This window comes from Bryocella sp., assembly GCF_058498515.1.
Genome location: NZ_JBMHYI010000011.1, coordinates 38409 through 56989 on the forward strand (window position 1 = coordinate 38409; position 18581 = coordinate 56989).

At 61.4% G+C, this 18581-nt stretch carries 12 protein-coding genes; 9 read left to right on the plus strand and 3 right to left on the minus strand.

What is annotated here, in order from left to right; all coding sequences use genetic code 11:
• The first annotated feature begins 110 nt into the window (after nt 1-110).
• Nucleotides 111-1127 carry a LacI family DNA-binding transcriptional regulator gene (locus AC5E6W_RS03540; protein ID WP_491750881.1) on the plus strand — a complete coding sequence of 339 codons (1017 nt, stop codon included), beginning with the start codon at nt 111-113 and terminating at the stop codon, nt 1125-1127.
• Nucleotides 1128-1145: 18 nt separating this feature from the next.
• Here AC5E6W_RS03540 and AC5E6W_RS03545 read toward each other — a convergent pair whose 3' ends face one another.
• The gene (locus AC5E6W_RS03545) at nt 1146-3506 is read right to left on the minus strand and encodes a GH92 family glycosyl hydrolase (RefSeq protein ID WP_491750882.1); all 2361 of its coding nucleotides are present in this window, start codon (nt 3504-3506) and stop codon (nt 1146-1148) included.
• 193 nt (nt 3507-3699) lie between these two features.
• The gene (locus tag AC5E6W_RS03550; RefSeq protein ID WP_491750883.1) at nt 3700-6186 is read right to left on the minus strand and encodes a S9 family peptidase; all 2487 of its coding nucleotides are present in this window, start codon (nt 6184-6186) and stop codon (nt 3700-3702) included.
• A 207-nt stretch (nt 6187-6393) separates the two neighbouring features.
• On the opposite strand from AC5E6W_RS03550, the gene AC5E6W_RS03555 reads away from it, so the two are divergent.
• The gene (locus AC5E6W_RS03555) at nt 6394-9573 is read left to right on the plus strand and encodes a ligand-binding sensor domain-containing protein (RefSeq protein ID WP_491750884.1); all 3180 of its coding nucleotides are present in this window, start codon (nt 6394-6396) and stop codon (nt 9571-9573) included.
• 169 nt (nt 9574-9742) lie between these two features.
• Here AC5E6W_RS03555 and AC5E6W_RS03560 read toward each other — a convergent pair whose 3' ends face one another.
• Nucleotides 9743-10150: a carboxymuconolactone decarboxylase family protein gene (locus AC5E6W_RS03560; protein ID WP_491750885.1), complete on the minus strand. Its 408-nt coding sequence runs from the start codon at nt 10148-10150 to the stop codon at nt 9743-9745.
• A gap of 385 nt (nt 10151-10535) precedes the next feature.
• Between AC5E6W_RS03560 and AC5E6W_RS03565 the strand changes: the two genes are divergently transcribed.
• The 7 genes from AC5E6W_RS03565 (at nt 10536) to AC5E6W_RS03595 (ending at nt 18570) form a co-directional block, all read left to right on the plus strand.
• Nucleotides 10536-11228 (plus strand): alpha/beta hydrolase, encoded by a 693-nt coding sequence (locus AC5E6W_RS03565; RefSeq protein ID WP_491750886.1) that lies wholly within the window; start codon nt 10536-10538, stop codon nt 11226-11228.
• 132 nt (nt 11229-11360) lie between these two features.
• Complete coding sequence (locus AC5E6W_RS03570; protein ID WP_491750887.1) at nt 11361-12947, plus strand: MFS transporter; 1587 nt, start codon at nt 11361-11363, stop codon at nt 12945-12947.
• A gap of 687 nt (nt 12948-13634) precedes the next feature.
• Nucleotides 13635-14630 carry a cytochrome c oxidase subunit II gene (gene coxB, locus AC5E6W_RS03575; RefSeq protein ID WP_491750888.1) on the plus strand — a complete coding sequence of 332 codons (996 nt, stop codon included), beginning with the start codon at nt 13635-13637 and terminating at the stop codon, nt 14628-14630.
• A gap of 23 nt (nt 14631-14653) precedes the next feature.
• The gene (gene ctaD / locus AC5E6W_RS03580; protein ID WP_491750889.1) at nt 14654-16339 is read left to right on the plus strand and encodes a cytochrome c oxidase subunit I; all 1686 of its coding nucleotides are present in this window, start codon (nt 14654-14656) and stop codon (nt 16337-16339) included.
• The gene (locus AC5E6W_RS03585) at nt 16336-16935 is read left to right on the plus strand and encodes a cytochrome c oxidase subunit 3 (RefSeq protein ID WP_491750890.1); all 600 of its coding nucleotides are present in this window, start codon (nt 16336-16338) and stop codon (nt 16933-16935) included. Before ctaD ends, AC5E6W_RS03585 begins: the two co-directional genes overlap by 4 nt.
• 34 nt (nt 16936-16969) lie before the next feature.
• Nucleotides 16970-17839 carry a hypothetical protein gene (locus tag AC5E6W_RS03590; RefSeq protein WP_491750891.1) on the plus strand — a complete coding sequence of 290 codons (870 nt, stop codon included), beginning with the start codon at nt 16970-16972 and terminating at the stop codon, nt 17837-17839.
• Nucleotides 17836-18570: a c-type cytochrome gene (locus AC5E6W_RS03595; protein WP_491750892.1), complete on the plus strand. Its 735-nt coding sequence runs from the start codon at nt 17836-17838 to the stop codon at nt 18568-18570. Before AC5E6W_RS03590 ends, AC5E6W_RS03595 begins: the two co-directional genes overlap by 4 nt.
• The last annotated feature ends 11 nt before the right edge of the window (nt 18571-18581 follow it).

Sequence of the window (18581 nt, forward strand, 5' to 3'; positions counted from 1 at the left end):
ACAGCTTATACGCCGCTGGAAAATCGGTTGTCAACAGCTTTATCCGCTAACGTAGGCCGGGAGTTTGCAGAGTCTGTTAGCGTTCTGAGAGCACAACGTTAACGGTCCTCATGCGCAAATCTTCATCGAATCGAAAAGCAACGCTGGTAGATGTGGCAAGGGCCGCAGGTGTCGGACCCATGACCGTCTCCCGCACGATCAACGGTCATCCCTACGTCTCCGAAGTGACCGCGAAGCGCGTGCGTGCGGCCATTCGTAAGCTTGGATACCGCCCCAACCAGGCCGCACGAATGTTGACCGGCCAGATGTCGAAGTCCATCGGGCTCATCGTTCCCGATGTAGCCGACCCATTCTTCTCGGTTGTCAGCCGAGCCGTGCAACAGGCTGCGCGCGAAGCGGGCTATACGGTCTGGCTGGCAGTATCCGACGGAGACACTGCCACCGAGAAGGCCGAGATCGAACAGATGACCAACCACCCGGTGGACGGCATCGTGCTCGCCCCGGTGAACAGCCGTGCGAGACATCTCACCCGAGCCGCAGCAGGTTCGATCCCCATCGTCACCATCGATCGTCCCATTGAGAGCGCCTCCACCGATTCGGTAGAGGTCGAAAATTCATCCGGGGCACATATGGCGATGGCCCATCTGCGAAGTCACGGCTATCGCAAGATCACGTGCGTAGCGACAGACTTCCACCTGCGTCCGATCAAGCTGCGGGTATCAGCATACGAAGAACACCTGCGACGCGAAAAGCTCCCCGTCAACACTCTGGTGCTCAAAGAGGAAGGAGACGTTCTTCCCGCCTTACGCGCACTCTTCAAGTCGAGGTCACGGCCCGATGCGCTCTTTGCTACCAACAATGCCTGCACGATCCGGGTCATTCAGGCGCTGCAGACCTTGGGAATTGAGACTCAGAAGGATGTCGCTCTGGTCGGCTTTGACGATGTGGATTTCTACACCCTACTGCGTCCGTCGATCACTGCCGTAAGCCAACCCGTTACGGAGATGGGCCGAGCGGCCGCGCGGCTTCTCTTCGACAGGATCCGCGGCGAAGGCCCAGCGTCCCAGGCCCGCGTCACGCTGCCGGCCACGCTCATCGTTCGTGAGTCGTGCGGATGCAGTAAATAACGCCCACCACTGAACGCCCTAAGGCTGAAACGAAGGAGGCGCATCCTCCGGCGCTGTTCCCCAATTCTTGTTGGGTACCCCGCCAAGTTCGAAGCTAAGCGTTCCTCCATGCTCGACAAAGCTTTGCGGCAGCCAGGTCTTATCGGAAGCTTTTCCATCCACCTTGAGGCTTTGCACATACGGCGCGTCGGTTCCCGCGCCGTGTGCCGTTACCACGATGTCACCCTGTGCGCGGCGCACCGTGACGGATTGGAACAAAGGACTTCCCAACACAAGCTCCGCGCGCCCAGGAATCTCCGGATACATGCCCATTGCCGCCCACACATACCAGGACGACATCTCGCCAAGATCATCGTTTCCAGGAAGACCGTTGGGAGTATTCGTCCATATGCAGTTCAACACCTTGCGAACTGCCTCTTGCGTCTTCCACGGCTGACCGAGGAAGTCGAACAGCCAGGGCGTCTCGATGGAGGGCTCGTTGTTCAACTCCGCGTGCAACGGACCTGACTTCGTCACCGCAAGGCTACCGTCGGCGTTATAGAAGAACGCGTTCAGGCGCTGGCTTGCCTTGTCACTGCCACCCATCATCGTGAAGAGGCCCTTCTCGTTGAACGGCACCATCCACAGGTACTGCGCGGCGCTGCCCTCGACGAACCCCTCTCCAGTGGCAGGCGTGAACTTGGGCCATGTCCCATCGGCATTGCGGCTCTGGAGATATCCTCCCTCCGGCGTCGCCTGCGGGTTGAAGATGTTCTTCCAGTACTGCGCTCGCTCCAAAAATTGCTTATGCATCGGCTCATCGCCCATGCGCCGCGCAAGCTCCGACATCGCAAAGTCGGCCGCCACATCTTCCAGCGTATCTGCAGCCGCCCCCCACGCGTTAGCTCCCACGGGAATGTAATGCAGCTTCAACCATTGGTCGAGCGACGGCCGCTGCCCGATGCATTCCACCGGGCATCCCTCGTTGCTGAGATCATGCGCTGTGGGCACGGTGGCCGCCTGCAGCAAGGATCGATACGCAGCCTTCGCATCAAATCTCGTGCCGCCAAATGCAAGGATGTCAGCGATCGCAGGCGCAGCAGGATCGCCATTCATCACATGCGTAATTCCCGAGTTATGCGTCCAGCGATCCCACTCGCCACCATTCTGATTGGCCTGATTCAGCAGCGACTGTGCAATATCTCCGGCAACATCGGGTTCGAGCAGCGTAAGAAGCTGTAACTGCGATCGGTAGACATCCCATCCCGAAAACGTGCCATACTGTGCCTTCTGCGGAGCCGCGACCGTGTGCACCTTTCCATCCATGCCCAGGTACCGGCCATCCACATCGCTATACAGGTTCTCGCCCATCAGCGAGTGATACAGAGCCGTATAGAAGACAACACGCTCATCCTTCGTGCCGCCATCGATCGCGATGCTGCTCAGCGCGCGATTCCATGCCTCATGTGCCCTCTCGCGAGTGGCATCAAAGCTCGTTCCTGCCGGATTCTCTGCACGCAAATTCGCTTCCGCGTTCTGCTCACTCACGTATGAGATACCCACGCGCACGCCCACAGGCTTTGATCCTGAGGTGTCGAGCACCACCCAACCACCCGATCCTTTGCCCGGTGGGATGAATCCCTTGACCCCGTATGTCGTTCCACCGCTCGCCTGGGTCGAGCCCGAATGCACAGCCGAATCCTGCCACGTCCCCGTGGACAGGAAGGGCGCATCGAAGTGCGCTACGAAATACAGCGTGTAGTAACTACGGCGGTCAGCGGTGCCGATATATCCGCAGAAGTTACCACTCGTCACCGAACCCGACACGGTGCGCCGCGCGACATCGATTTTCACCTGCGCTTCCGAGCTTCCAGTCTCGGAGTTTGCCGTTCGGATCAGCATGACGGCAGGCTTGCCATTTGGGTAAGTGAACTGTCCCGAGCCAGTGCGCAGCGTCGCGGTCAACTCGGCAAGCACGCCGTTGGCGAGCTTCACCTTGTAGTAGCCCGCCTTGGCCGTCTCGTCCCCATGTGTAAACGTGCTGCCATAGACCTCCGCGCTAAGATCCTCCGCAGGCGAAGAAGTAACCTCGCCAACGAACGGCATGAAGGGAATATCTCCACTCGCGCCAGCACATCCCGTGCCCATCAGGTGCGTGAGTGAGAATCCACTGATGCGGTTCGATGAGTACTCGTAACCGCCCGGAGCCGCGGGCCGTCCAGGATCATCCCGCATCGAGCCCGGGATACCTTCCACGCGCTGCCTCAGCCGATTGCGCGGCTCCTCCGGACTCCACGCCAGCATGCCCAGCGGTAGCGTGGCGCCCGGATAGTCATTGCCTCCGTTGGTCGTGCCGATCAGTGGATTCACCAGCCCCGCGGGATCACCATGCGCTTGCATGCTCGCCTGCGACCACGAGCTTCTATTGCATGACCAAAGCACGCTCAGCAAGCCAACCGAACACACCATCCAGCGACGACGATCCTTCACTCCGCGCATCTTTGCTCCAATCGAACTTGCCACCGTACACACCATGGAACTGGCGCACTGCACCGGAGTCTCCGATGCAGAGCGCCACGCAAGTGTATGCCCGTTACTCTCCCTTTGCGGAAGTGGCAACCGGCGTCATCGGCTTCACGTAAGTATCCAGCCAGCGATTCATCTCCCACAGCATGTGCTGCAGGCTCTCATGCGCGCCGTAGTGGTGCGGCTCCAGTGGCAGGAACACCAGCCGTACAGTCGCACCCTGCCCCTGCAGCGCCGCGTAGAAGCGCTCGCTCTGGATGGGGTAGGTCCCTGTGTTGTCGTCGGCCTCGCCATGGATCAACAGGATCGGAGTCTTGATCTTGTCGGCAAAGCTGAACGGAGACATATCGAAGTACACCTGCGGGGCCTGCCAGTAGGTGCGCTCCTCGTTCTGGAAACCATACGGCGTGAGCGAGCGGTTGTATGCGCCCGACCGCGCAATGCCCGCGCGGAAGATATCCGTGTGCGCCAGAAGGTTCGCCGTCATGAACGCGCCATAGCTGTGCCCCATCACGCCGATGCGGTTGCGATCCACCGCGCCAGTCGCGACACCGGCTTCGACCGCGGCCTTCGCACCAGCGACAAGCTGCTCGACATAGGTATCATTCGGCTCCTTGTCACCTTCGCCGATGATCGGGATCGCTGCATTCTCCAGCACGGCATAACCAGTCTGCGTAAAGTACACCGGCGACCCGCCCCAGCCGAAGCTGGGGAAACGGTTCGTCGATCCCGCCACCTGCGCCGCCGCTGCCCGCGTCTTGAACTCCGCGGGATACGCCTCGAGCAGCGTAGGCAGCGGGCCCTGCGACTTGTCATAGCCCGCCGGCAGCCACAACGTCGCAGTAAGTTCCACACCATCGGCACGCTTGTAGTGCAGCAGTTGGTGCGTCGGCATGGCAATCCCGGCATAGGGCGAAGCGAAGTTCGTTACCTGGCGGAAATCTGCGGCATCCGGCTTCAGCGACACCGCAAAGTAATTCGGCGACTCATTGGCGGACTCACGACGCACCAGCAGCTGCGTGTTGCCCGCAAGCAATGCCGTGGGCTGCGCGTAGTACGGATCGGCGGAACGGAACAGCACCGTCTCTTTGCCGCCCGTCACGGGCATCACGCCCACGAAGGGATGATCGCCCTTGGTCGACGCGCCTTCCGAGACGAAGTAGATCCCCGCAGCATCCGGCGAGAGTTGCAGCACCGGATACCCCGCAGCATTGCGCTCCGTCATCGGCCGTCCCGGCGAGTTGTAGCGGTCCTGCGACGAGCCCTGATAAAGCATCGTCGTCTTCCCCGGCGCGCTCGGATCGAACGCCACGATCGCTGTCTTGCGATCCGACCAGCGGGACTCCGTCACAATCGCAAGATGCTCATTGCCCCACTGCACCGGATCTCCACCATTGGGTCCGAAGCCACGCTGCACGCGCATCCCGAGCTCCACGAGCGTCGTTGCTTCGCCGGTGAACGGCGCAGCCAGTGCCTTCACACGATCGCGCACATCGGTCTTCACCTTGGGATCGCCATTGTCCGCCGCTTCAACCCACACAACGGTCGCCGGAACATCCGAACGCCAGCTGTAGTCACGCGGCCCGGGCTGCACGGCATCGCGATTGATGGGCAGGTTATCGACCGCCGGCCGGTCCTGCAGAACATGCGGCGCAGCAGCGCTCTTCAGCGCAACGATCTCCGTGAGCTGCGGGAAGCGCTCGTAAGGAATGGTGTAGCTGAAGGGAGTGTGGATCGTGCTCACCAACGCATAGTGGCCATCGGGCGAAGGCTTCGCGTGTTCCACCAGACCCTTGACAGCCAGCGGCTTCGCCACGCCGCTCAGCGGCACCGCGGCAAGCTGCGACGTCGCGTAGTACGCGAAGACCGCCGAGTCGTCCGGAGTCTTCAGCAAATCCTCATAGGTCGGCGCCGGACGCTTCGTGCCGAGGTTCTCCTGCACATGCGGCCCGGTTGGCACGTCGCTGACCTTCGGCGCCGGACCTCGGCCTGCAGGCACCGTCTTGCACAGCAGACCCGTCGAATCTGGCAGCCACTCACACGGCGTTCCGAGGATCGAGTTCAGGTGCACCGTCCCAACGCGATGCGCTGCGGATGTTGCAACGTCAATGACCCACAACTCCTGCCCGGCCAGCGCTGCGGGAGCATCCACCGTGCGCACAAACGCAATGTGCTTTGCGTTGGGAGAAAAGCTCGCATCCGAGGCCTTCAACTTTGCCGGAAGACCGGACACGGACTTCGCTTCACCGCCTGTGACCAACTGCAGCTTCAATCCGACGTTATAGGTCGCCACGCTCGGGCCGCTGGTCACGGGATTGAATCGAATGCCCGCCAGGCGGTAGCGCGGAGCAGCTACGTCCACAATCGTCGGGAAGGTTGCAGGCTGCTCCACCAGTAGCACCTTACGATCCGGCGAGACCCGCGCCACCGGCGTGGGCTGGGCATCCAGCAACTTCTCAATGGCTGCGGGAGGCTGCTGGTACTTCAAGTCGGTCTGCGCGACGAGCGGGACAGCGAGAAACGGCGCGAGCGCCAGGGCAAGCTTGCGATCCATGAGATTGCCTCGAAAAGAAGTAGGGGGAACCTGCTGTAACAATATCGGACTTGCGCCATGGAGCGGCGTCAGCGCTGAAATAAAGCAAGCGCAGCGGCTCAACACAAATCGATCGCTTCGATTCACGAGGTGTCCGCGAGAACCTGACGAACGGTTCCCGCACGCGGCCACATTCGCATTCCTGACCACAATCTGTGGCACGCTTAAATGAGCGTGCCATCGACTCAGGGGAACCATCGTCAAACCTGGATCGCGCTTCGGAACCTCTCCAGAGGCGCGGGGATTCTTTTCGCCCTCAGCTGCTTCGTCGCTGCCACGGCACAGCAGACGTCGCAAGCTCCTCGTCCTCCTCTCTCAGCAACAGCACCCGGCGATAAGCTGGCTCAGCTGGCGGACTTGAACTTCGACCTCATGGGAGCCAAGCAGGGGCTGCCGCATGACTCGGTCTACGCCTTTGCGCAGGATACGCGCGGGTTTCTCTGGATCGCATCCTTTGGTGGCCTTTCACGGTACGACGGCTACACCCTGCACAACTTCGTCCACAACGAGCACGATCCGTCCTCGCTTCCGGACAACAACATCCGCGTCGTGCTTCCCGGCCCTGGAGGAGGACTGTGGATTGCCACCGGCAACGCGGGTGTCCTCACCTACGATCCTTCGGACGGCTCATTCCATCCCCTGCCACACCTTCCAGCCTCGCTGCAGCGGAGCCACATCTTTTGCATGGTGTCCGACGGCTCCGACGGCATATGGTTCGGCTCGCAACTGGGCCTCGCGCATTACTCGCCAAAGCCCCAGAGCTATGAGGTCTTCGGCAAAGCAGCAGGCAAAGCGGCGCAGTCCGCTGCACCGGACTTCTCCCAGGGAAGCGTCTTCTCTGTCCTGCCGGATAGTCACGGCAACCTCTGGGTGGGTGGCGATCATGGGCTGCTCCTGCGCCGCGCCGGCGCAACGCGCTTTGAGCAAATCCTCGGCCTCGACGTCCCCGCGCAACCGGATTCCTTTCCGCCCGTCTGGACGATCTTTGAAGACCGCGAAGGCCGGATCTGGGTCGGCACCGACAAGTTCGGCATGGCTCTCCTCAACCGCGCGACCAATCGCATCGAACCCGTGCCTGGCCTCTCCGGAGACGATTCACTCATCGGGACGGCAACCGTTCGCGGTATCATCGAGATCCGCAAGGATACCTTCTGGATCGCCACCTACGGCAGCGGCCTCATTACCTACAACGCTTCGACGAAGCGCGGGCAACGCTATCTCCGCGACCTCACCGCGCCTGCGCCGTTGAGTAACAACTTCATCCGCAGCATCTTCCTGGACCGCACCGGACTCGTGTGGCTAGGCACGGACCGCGGCCTCTCAAAGATCAGCTCGATCGCCGACGGCCTCATGACGATCCCTTCGTCTCCGCTTCGCACCGACGGTCTGCGAGGCAATGAGGTGCGCAGCGTCAGCGCACAGGGAGATCGCCTGTGGGTCGGCTTCGATCAGGGCGGCTTTGCGGTCATCGAGCCCGACGGCCACATCCGCAACGTCGCTCCTGCAACCGGCGTCGCGCCGGCAAACCAGTCGCAGCGTGAAGTGCTGGCCATCAAGGCCGCGGACGACAACACCATCTTCGCCGGCGGCCAGGGCCTCTATGAGATCGACGCCCATCGCCTCACCTATCGCCCCGTGTCCGATCCCCTGCTGGCGAAGCAGGTGGTGAACGCTCTGCTGATAGACAACAACGATGTCTGGGCCGCGACTTACAACGGCCTCGTGCGCTACAACCGCGCGACCCACACGGCAAAGCTCTACGCACACAGCGTCAGCGACGCCGCAAGCGTCTCGGACAATTACGTTCGCGACCTGATCAAGACCTCCGATGGCAAGCTCTGGATCACCACTCGGCTCGGCCTCGATCTCTTCGATACGGCCACCGAAAAATTCCTCCACCTTCGGCATAACGATCGCGTCGCAGACTCTCTACCCAGCGACAATATTCAGCCCATCGCGCAGGACCTCAACGGCAGGCTGTGGATCGGCACCATCGGCGATGGCCTCACCGTGTTGATGCGGCGCGACCCCGATGGTCGCGCCCACTTCCGCACGCTGCGCCGCGAGGACGGCTTTCCATCCAACATCGTGCTGACCGTGATGCGCGGCGTCGATGGCCGCATCTGGAGCGACACTCCCGGCGGCCTCGCGGTCGTCGATCCGAACACCTTCCGCATCCATACCTACACCGCCGCGGACGGCCTCCGCACCAGCTCGCAGAACCTCTTCACCTCCGCCACACTCCGCGACGGCGCCATCGTCTTCCCCGGCGATCAGGGCCTCGTCGTCGTTCGCCCCAGCCTGCTGCAGCAGAACAAGCTCGCACCCACTCTGGTCCTCACCGACGTCGCGGTTCCTGGCGAGCAGCGCTCCTCCGCTGCGCTGGCATGGCGCTCCGCTGATCACGGCATCCTGCTCCGGCCTCGTCAGCGCGCCTTCGAAGCCAGCTTTGCTCTGCTGGACTTCAGCGCATCAGGCTCGGTGCGTTACAGCTATCGCCTCGACGGCTTTGACAACCTCTGGTCCGAACCCTCACCCGCGCGGCGCACTGCCACCTATACCAACCTCCCGCCCGGCCACTATCACCTGTTGATCCGCGCAATCGATCACGACGGCATCGGCGCGATGACGCAGATCGATGTGCCCGTCACCGTCGCGCCTTCCTGGAACCAGACCTGGTGGTTTGATCTTCTCTCCGCTATCGGCCTGCTTGGCCTGATGCTGCTCGCGATCCGCTGGCGCACTGCCGTAATTCAGCGCCGCAAGGACGCCCTGGAGCACGAGGTTACGCTTCGCACCGCGGAGCTCGCACGCAAGCAGGATGAGCTGGTAAAGGTAAATCAGCAGCTGGAGGAACTGGCCACGCGCGATCCCCTTACCGGCATCTTCAACCGCCGCCACTTCGTCACCAACGCCGACAGCGAGTTGCGCCGCATGCGCCGCACCGGCAGCCCGTTCACGCTTCTCCTGATCGATGCCGACCACTTCAAGTCCGTCAACGATCGTTATGGGCACGTGGCAGGAGACGAGGTCCTGAAGCACCTCGTGCGGCAGCTCTCAGGACAGATGCGAAAGAGCGATGTCATCGCGAGATATGGCGGCGAAGAACTGGTCGCGCTACTCGTCGATACCAGGCTGCAGGAAGGTATCGTTCTCGCGGAACGCCTGCGCGAGCATGTGGAGAGTTCCCCTGCGGAGTTCGCCGGCGAGCACATCCCGCTCACCATCAGCATCGGCGCCGCCCAGGCAATGGTCGACGAAGGGATCGACGCGTTGCTGACCCGCGCGGATGGAGCTCTCTACGCAGCCAAGAGCAGCGGAAGAAATCAGGTCGTCGCCGCTAAGTGAAGCGGCATACGGTTGCGATCGCCTGACAGGTTGCGACTGCCTGCTACCCCCTTTGCGCATCGGCAACCTTCAATCACCGAGAGCCGCTCGATCGCTCCCGGATTGTGGAGTACATCGTCAATCGCAACGTCATGCGCGCAGCCTGGAAGCGGGATCTGTACGCGAGACATCAATCGATCAGGAACTCTCGATCCACTGGAATCTGCATCGCATTCGCCAGCGTGTTCGTCTCCGCCGCCAGTCCGATGACCGCGAGAAACTCCGCGTGCTGCTGCTCGGAAAGTCCCTTCGCCCGCGCCGCCGCCGTATGCGAATGAATGCAGTAGCTGCAGCTGTTCACGGTGGACACAGCGATATAGATCAGCTCCTTCGTCACGGGATCCAGCACGCCGGGTTCGAGCATCACCGCCTTCACGCTCTCCCATGTACGCACGAGAAGGATGGGCTGATTCGCAAGAGCGCGCCAGAAATTATTGATGAAGTCCGACTTGCGAACCAGCCTGATGTCGTCGAATACTGCCTTGATCCTTGGGTCCGACTCGGCTTCCGCATCGGTCCACAGTTTGACAGTTGCCATCCTCAAGCCCTCCGCTCTGATGATAAGGGCCCGCGTCTTCACATCTCGAGATGTCCGCGGTTGTACCGCCGTCAATATGTCGAGCCCTTGCTCTCCGAAAGCCATAGGGCATCATTCCGGCTCATTGGTAGGGGTCCGTTGTGGCTCCAAAGAGCTCTGCACAACGTCCCCCGAAGTGGTCTCCAACAGGACTCCGCGTCCACGTACCTTTAGATGACCGTTCGGTGAGGGCGTAGGAAGCTCAAGCACGGCATCCTCATGGCGTCGCTCGCCTTCGGCGCTCTCGGTTACACCGGCAACCCGGCACTGGACGTTGTGCCTTCTGCTGCATAGGCAAATATTGCTTCTTGCCCGACTCCACGCTCGCCAACCCATTAAGGACATCATGACGAACAACATCAATATTCTGCTGGTACACGGCGCATGGGCCGACGCATCATCCTGGAGCAAAGTCATCCTTCTCCTGCGCGCGAAGGGTTACAACGTCATCGCCGCTCAGATTCCGCTCACCTCGTTGAGCGATGACATCGCCGTGACGCGCCGCATGCTCGCGGACAACAAGGGGCCGACCATTCTCGTGGGCCACTCCTACGGCGGCGCGGTCATCACCGGCGCAGGCGCCGACAGCCCCGACGTCAAGGCGCTCGTCTATATCACCGCGTTCGGGCTCGATGAAGGCGAAAGCCTCGCGTCGTTGGCGGCGCAAGGCCCTCCCTCGCCAGGCTCTCAAGCGGTCGCGCCCGATCAGTTTGGCTTCCTCTGGATCAACCGCGAGAAGTTCCACGCCTCCTTCGCCGCCGATGCCACGGATGACGAAGCCGCGGTCATGGCCACGGTGCAGCGGCCGCTGAGCGTCGCAAGCTTCACCGATGCCGAGACTTCAGTTGCTTGGAAGACGCTCCCTTCCTGGTACCTGATCTGCACGGACGACCACATGATTCCTCCGCCGGCACAGGAACTGATGGCCACGCGCATGAAAGCGACCGTCCGCAAGGTCGCCTCGAGTCATGCTCCGTTCATATCTCATCCGCAGGACGTCGTGGACATCATCGTTCTCGCGGCGGAATCGCTCAAGTAGCTGGCACGTGGGTTACACGCTCGGTGGCAACGAACGTGTAACCCACATCAACAGACAACCTGCGTCACGAACGGAAGCGCCCTCGGAAGGATGACGCATGCGGCCAGCCACGACGTGCGGTAATGTTCCTCCATGATCACAGGTCCTCCTTGCCCCGACTGCTCGCCGCGTCCGCGAGAAACGGAACCGAGACCCGACAGCCACGCTGCAAGCTGGATCCTCGCAGCGACAGTCCTCGGCTCGAGCATGGAATTCATCGACGGCACAGTCGTCAATGTGGCGTTGCCGAGCCTTCAGCATTCCTTCGGTGCCACGGGAACGCAGGTGCAATGGGTCGTCGAGACGTATGCCCTCTTCCTCGCGTCCCTGCTGCTCGCGGGCGGCTCACTCGGCGACCGCTTCGGGCTGCGGAGAACATTCCTCACCGGCGTCATCCTGTTCGCTTGTGCCTCGGCGTGGTGTGGCCTCGCCCCAAATCTCATGGAGCTTCTGGCAGCGCGTTCGCTTCAGGGCGTCGCTGGCGCATTGCTTGTGCCGAACAGCCTCGCCTTCCTCAGTGCAAGTTTCAGCACCGAACAGCGCGGCAAAGCCATCGGTACCTGGTCCGCCTGCGCATCGATCATGACGGCTCTCGGCCCGCTCATGGGCGGTTGGATGGTGCAACACAAGTCCTGGCGCTGGGTCTTCTTCATCAACATTCCAATCGCCTTGATCACGGTCATCCTTGTACTGACGAAGACGCCAAACACCGAAGAACACGTTGCATCGAGAGCCATCGACTGGAGAGGCGCGGCACTGGGCACCGCCGGACTCGCCGCCGTCACCTTTTCCCTGATGGAGTGGGACTCGGCTGGCGCCTACGTACACGTCCTTGGAGTCGTGGGGTGCATTCTGCTCGCAATGTTCGTCTTTGCAGAAGCCCGCGCTCACTCGCCGATGATGCCAATCGAGTTATTTCAAAGCCGCACCTTCAGCGGCGCCAATCTCTTCACATTCTTTCTCTACGCCGCATTATCCGCGACGTTGTTCTATCTCCCCCTGAATCTCATTCAGATCCATAGATACACACCCACGCAGGCCGGCGCAGCCATGCTGCCGCTCGTCCTCACACTTTTCTTCCTTTCACAATGGGCCGGCAGCCTCGTTACCAGATACGGCGCCAGGCTTCCGCTCACAGCCGGCGCCCTCATCACCGCGGCCGGATATGCGTTACTGGCTCTCCCCGGAGCATCTGGGCCTTATTGGAAAACTTTTCTTCCGGCGTTGATCGTACTTGGGTTCGGGATGGCCGTCAGCGTGGCTCCTCTTACAACCACGGTCATGAGCTCCGTGCCGCCGGCCCGATCAGGCGCGGCCTCCGGGGTCAACAATGCTATCTCGCAGACGGCTGCTCTGCTGGCACTGGCCATCAGTTCCCCGCTGTTCTATCAGAGATTCTCCGCCGTGCTTCCAAGCCGTCTGGTGGAGAATAGCGTCGCAGCGTCGGCAAGCTCACAAGTAACTGCCCAGGTGCGACGGCTGGGAGCCATTGAAACCCGCGACACCGCAGCGCGATCCGCGATCGATGAATCCTTCGTAAGCGCATTCCGGCTTATCGTGCTGCTCGCTTGTGGCTCGGCAGCCGCGGCAGGGCTCACCGCGGCGTTGGCTGTCTCCCACGAGAGCCGCAAATCTGGAAGCACTCCGGCATCCTCTCCAGCCACCACGGTGCGGGGTTAGCACAACCGGCGGCAGTCTCCTGATGGGACTGCTGTGGATCTTCCACCTCGTGATCCACGGACTCGCCACGCCTCGGGGCGCTCCAGCACACCCTTCGCATCCGACATCGTCTTTGGGGCATCTATTTTGATGGCTACCGCCTCAACCCGTGAGTGACGCCCATCACCAAGCCCGCAGTTCGGAAGACGCTACGATCCCGTGGAGGATGAGGCACCGACGCTTTTCCATCAAGCCGCGCCGCGTGAACTATCCTCGTAGTACGCCCGCCGGAGCAGGGGTGGAGGAACAGCTTCGACTCGGCGGACCAGGCAAACGAAGTTCGCACAGCGCCAAGGCGCATACTGAAAGTTCAACAGGCGGATTCCACGGCCTCAGATCGAGGGGTAGATTCGCCTGCAGCCATGAGTCTCGGGATCGCACTAAATTCACGGGCGGCGATGTCGCTGCCCGATTCAGAATGGTCCCCAATCCCTTTGGCTCGGTTTCCTACCAGCCTCTTATCGGATGTGCAACGAGGAGATGTATGGTAAACCAACAAGAAAGTCAGATTGCCCTTCATTTCTCGGCCAACAACTGTGAGCAAGAGGTCCATTGAGTATGCATCGTGACGTTCAGCTTCGGCGTGCAACGCTTTCCCGACGAACTGTGCGGCGATGGGCGAACGCCGGAAAGATATCGATAGGTTCCATGGTGCTCGCAGCCTCCCACGTTGCCTCTGCAAGCTCGCCGACGAACATCTTTGCTCCCGCTGCGACCCCCGCGCGTTCGATATTCAGCCTCTCCATGCTGGTGCTGTCGGTCACACTGGCCATCTTCCTCATCGTCGGTGGACTGCTGGTCTATGCTCTGATCAAGTTTCGCCATCGGCCCTCGGATTCGGAGCATGAGCCTGCCCAGATCTATGGCAGCACCCAGATCGAGCTTTCCTGGACGGTAATCCCGATTCTCATCGTGGTCACCTTGTTTCTGACCACCACGCGCTTCATCTGGCAGACCGAAGCCGCGCCGAAACCCTCCGGGGCATTGGACGTCATCGTCGTCGGCCACCAGTTCTGGTGGGAGTACAAGTATCCGAAGCTGGGCGTTGTGACGGCCAATGAGCTGCACATTCCAGCCAGTGACCCCAGCAATCCGACCCCCACGTATCTCGAGATGTCTTCGGCCGACGTCTCCCATAGCTTCTGGGTTCCGCGCCTCGCAGGGAAGACCGACCTCATCCCGAACCGAGTCAACACCATGTGGATGGACCCCTCCCAGCCCGGTCTGTACCTGGGCCAGTGCGCGCAATACTGCGGAACACAGCACGCCAAAATGCTGCTTCGTGTCTACGTCGACTCGCCGGCTGACTTCGCCGCCTGGATCAAGAAGCAGCAGCAGCCTGCGACCAACGATCTCTCCGGCAACCCGCTGGCGCAGGAAGGCCAGAAGATCTTCCTGGGAACCGCCTGCATCAGCTGCCACGCCGTGGCGGGAACGCCGGCCAACGGGCGCTTCGGCCCTGACCTGACGCACCTGGCGAGCCGCGATACGATCGGTTCAGGAGCGGTCAAGAACACCCCGGAAAACCTCCGCGCCTGGGTCGCGAACCCGAACGATCTCAAGCCGGGATCCTTGATGCCCTCGATGCATTTGAACGATCACGACCTGGACGCCATCACCGCCTATCTCAAGACGCTTCAATAATCAGCAACGGGAAAGCAGCACGCATGGCTACTTCGACTACAGACCTCCAAGCAATCGACGTCACGGCTCCGCCGACCCATCCGCCTGGGCCGAGCCTGATCTATCAGTGGCTGACCACGGTCGATCACAAGAAGATCGGCTTGATGTACATCGTCTATGCCCTGCTGTTTCTGGTGGTCGCGGGCATTGAGGCAATGGTGATGCGCCTGCAGCTGGCGGTGGCGAACAACCACGCGGTCAGCCCCCAGGTCTTCAATCGCCTCTTCACCATGCACGGCACCACGATGATCTTCTTCGTGGCTGTGCCCGTGTTGTTCGGCTTCGGAAACTACCTGATCCCGCTGATGATTGGCGCGCGCGACATGGCATTTCCGCGCCTGAATGCCTTCAGCTTCTGGGTCTCCGCATTCGGTGGCATCCTGCTGTACCTGAGCTACTTCGCGGGCAGCGGACTCTATGGCGCAGGCTCGGCGCCCGACGTCGGCTGGTTCGCCTACGCTCCCCTCACTGCCAGGGTCTTCTCGCCCGGCCACAGCAGCGACTACTGGACGCTCTCCGTTCTGCTCAGCGGTATCGGCACCACCGGCACCGCCATCAACATCGTGGCGACTGCTTTCTGCATGCGCTGCAAGGGTATGACGCTGATGCGAATGCCACTGCTGGTGTGGCTCTTCGTGGTCGCGAGTTGCATGGTGTTTGCGGCGGTCAGCCCGCTCACCGCCTGCCAGATCATGCTCTGCCTCGACCGCTATCTTGGCTCTCACTTCTTCGATACCCAGGCCGGCGGCTCTGCCGTCCTGTGGATGCACTTCTTCTGGATCTTCGGACATCCCGAGGTCTACATCCTCATCCTGCCCACGTTCGCGTTCGTCAACGAGATCATCCCGGTATTTTCACGGAAGGCGATCTTCGGCTATCCCGCGATGGTGGCTGCCTCGGTGGCCATCGGCTTCGTCAGCCTGAGCGTGTGGGCGCACCACATGTTTACGATCGGCCTCGGCCCCGCCGGCAACACGTTCTTCGTCTTTGCCACGATGGTGGTGTCCGTGCCCACCGGCATCAAGATGTTCAACTGGCTGGCCACCATCTGGGGCGGCAAGGTCATCTACAGCGTCGCCATGATGTTCTGCGTCGGCTTCCTGTTCCAGTTTCTGATCGCAGGCCTGACCGGCATCATGCTCTCCGCGGCGCCGTTTGATTGGCAGCTGAGCGCGTCCTACTTCGTCGTCGCGCACTTCCATTACGTCATCGTCGGCGGCATCCTGTTCTCCCTGTTCGCCGCCTTCTACTACTGGTACCCGAAGATCACCGGTCGCATGATGAGCGAGACGCTGGGCAAGTGGCATTTCTGGCTCTTCGTCATCGGCTTTCACCTCACGTTCGACCTGATGCACATCCCAGGCCTGCTCGGCATGCCGCGCCGCATTTATACATATGAGGCCGGCCGCGGTTGGGATATATGGAACCTGCTCATCGGAATCGGAGCGATCATTCAGGGCATCGCGACGTTGATCTTCGTCTACAACCTCATCTATTCCTACTTCCGCGGGAAGGAAGCCGGTCCGGATCCATGGGATGCCTGGACCCTGGAATGGGCGACGACCTCACCGCCTCCGGACTATAACTTCGCGATTGAGCCAACCGTCGGCAGCGCCCGTCCGCTATGGGATCTCAAACACCCAGAAGATCAAGACTCGAGATACGAATGATGCAGACCAATACGATTCCCATCGCTGTCGACGAACAGCCCTGGGTGCTGCCCAACAAGGGCATCGTCGGAATGTGGTGCCTGATTGCGGCTGAAGCCGCCATCTTCCTCATCTTCGTAACGGCCTATCTCTTCTACCTGGGCAAGAGCCTCTCCGGCCCAACGCCCTCCCAGGTATTGGAACTACCCATCCTCGGCACGATCTGCCTGCTCTCGAGCAGCGTTACCGTGCACATGGCGGTCGCGGCGTTGCGCAAGGGCAACATCCGCGGATGCACGCTCGGGCTCGCTGGAACGGTCACGCTCGCCGCCGCGTTCCTTGCCACCACGGCCCAGGAATGGCATCACCTCATCTATGACGTGGGCCTGACCATCAAGACCAATCTCTTCGGCACCACCTATTACTCCCTGGTCGGCCTGCACGCGACCCACGTCATCGTCGGCCTGCTTCTGCTGATCGCGGCCTTCTTCTTCAGCCTCAGTGGGCGAGTGACGGAGCATCACGCCGAGCGGCTGGAGGTCCTGTCGCTGTACTGGCACTTTGTGGACGCAGTCTGGGTCGTTGTCTTCCTGGTTGTGTATGTGATCGGTCGATGACGACGATGAGCGAACAGAAACGGACGGAATGCTGATGGCAGACCACAATATCGACGGGACTCACGGTCCCTCAGACGCACTGAACCAGCACGATTCGACGGTGCATCTCCCCGCATCGACCCCGTGGCCGATGGTGCTCGCGCTGGGCATCGCGCTGGTCTGCACCGGCATGGTCACGCACTGGGTCATCGCGTTGCTCGGGCTGCTGCTCATTCTTCCCGCGATCGTCGGCTGGTTCCTGGAAGTGCTTCCAGCCGAGAACGTCGTCCACATTCCCGTCAGCATGGAGATCGTGCCCGTCACCAGCACGCGCACCACGCGCACACACGCCCCGGTCGGCGAATCTCATCGCAAACTCTTGCCCGTCGAGACCTTCAACGTGATGGCCGGCGTCAAGGGAGGCCTCGCTGGAGGCACGGCCATGATCCTGCCCGCCGCCCTCTACGGTCTCATCCGCTATCACAGCATCTGGTACGCCACGAATCTGCTCGCCGCGGGTGGCTTCGTCAGCTGGGCCGGACAGAGCGATGCCTTCCTTGCCCAGTTTCGTCTCCTCGGTCTCGTGGCTGCGTCTGCCATCCACTTCACGGCCTCCGTCCTGATCGGCCTGCTCTACGGTGCGATGCTCCCCATGTATCCGAAAAAGCCCATCCTCACTGCCGGCTTTGTAGCGCCCTTCCTTTGGACCGGACTGCTCTACTCGGCGCTCGGCATCATCAGCCCCATCATGAATCAGCGCATCAACTGGGCATGGTTCGTCGTCTCGCAAATCTTCTTCGGCCTGGTCTGCGGATTCGTCGTCAACCTTCAGGTCAAAGTGCGCACGCCTCAATTCCAGGCACTGCCCTTCGCGGTCCGCGCCGGCATCCACACCACGGCGCTGGACGAAGAGGACAGCCAATGACCTTCAAAACCTTCAAAGTCTGCAGCACTGCCCTCTCGCTCGCGATGACTCTCGCGCTGGTCGGATGTGACCATGCTCCCGGACGCCCCGGCCCTGGTCCGGAGGTCATCCGCCCCGAACAGCAGCTGGATTTCGCCACGCTATACAAGACCAACTGCGTTGCATGCCACGGGACAAGCGGTGGTCATGGTCCAGCGATCTCCCTGGCCAATCCCGTCTATCTCGCCATCGCCGGCGAAGATAAGATTCGGGACGTCACGGCCCGCGGCGTTCACGGAACGCTGATGCCTGCATTCGCCAAGAGCTCCGGCGGCACGCTCACCGACCAGCAGGTCCAGGTGCTCGCTCACGGGATCATGCAGACCTGGGGCAAGCCCAACCTGCTCGCGGGACAGAATCCCCCGCCCTACCAGGCCACGCTCACTGGAGACGCGGCGCGAGGACAGCAGGCGTTCGCTGGCTCCTGCGCTTCGTGCCATGGAGCCAACGGAGCGGGAACGCAGAAGGGCAAGGAAAAGATCGGATCCCTCGTCGATCCTTCCTACCTCGCTCTGGTCAGCGATCAGGACATTCGCAGCTTCATCCTCGCGGGTGCGCCGGATGAGGGCATGCCCGACTGGCGATCCGACTCCGCGACCCCTCTGACCGACCAGCAGATCACTGACATCGTCGCGTGGATGGCCTCGCTGCGCAGCCCGAACGCCGGGCAGCCGTATCCCACCCATCCGTAAACGCGACCAGG

What these genes read in the sequence shown, in the direction of transcription:
- AC5E6W_RS03540 (WP_491750881.1), top strand. Translation starts at nt 111, where the DNA reads ATGCGCAAATCTTCATCGAATCGAAAAGCAACGCTGGTAGATGTGGCA.
- AC5E6W_RS03545 (WP_491750882.1), bottom strand. Translation starts at nt 3,506, where the DNA reads ATGCAAGCGCATGGTGATCCCGCGGGGCTGGTGAATCCACTGATCGGC.
- AC5E6W_RS03550 (WP_491750883.1), bottom strand. Translation starts at nt 6,186, where the DNA reads ATGGATCGCAAGCTTGCCCTGGCGCTCGCGCCGTTTCTCGCTGTCCCG.
- AC5E6W_RS03555 (WP_491750884.1), top strand. Translation starts at nt 6,394, where the DNA reads ATGAGCGTGCCATCGACTCAGGGGAACCATCGTCAAACCTGGATCGCG.
- AC5E6W_RS03560 (WP_491750885.1), bottom strand. Translation starts at nt 10,150, where the DNA reads ATGGCAACTGTCAAACTGTGGACCGATGCGGAAGCCGAGTCGGACCCA.
- AC5E6W_RS03565 (WP_491750886.1), top strand. Translation starts at nt 10,536, where the DNA reads ATGACGAACAACATCAATATTCTGCTGGTACACGGCGCATGGGCCGAC.
- AC5E6W_RS03570 (WP_491750887.1), top strand. Translation starts at nt 11,361, where the DNA reads ATGATCACAGGTCCTCCTTGCCCCGACTGCTCGCCGCGTCCGCGAGAA.
- coxB (WP_491750888.1), top strand. Translation starts at nt 13,635, where the DNA reads ATGGTGCTCGCAGCCTCCCACGTTGCCTCTGCAAGCTCGCCGACGAAC.
- ctaD (WP_491750889.1), top strand. Translation starts at nt 14,654, where the DNA reads ATGGCTACTTCGACTACAGACCTCCAAGCAATCGACGTCACGGCTCCG.
- AC5E6W_RS03585 (WP_491750890.1), top strand. Translation starts at nt 16,336, where the DNA reads ATGATGCAGACCAATACGATTCCCATCGCTGTCGACGAACAGCCCTGG.
- AC5E6W_RS03590 (WP_491750891.1), top strand. Translation starts at nt 16,970, where the DNA reads ATGGCAGACCACAATATCGACGGGACTCACGGTCCCTCAGACGCACTG.
- AC5E6W_RS03595 (WP_491750892.1), top strand. Translation starts at nt 17,836, where the DNA reads ATGACCTTCAAAACCTTCAAAGTCTGCAGCACTGCCCTCTCGCTCGCG.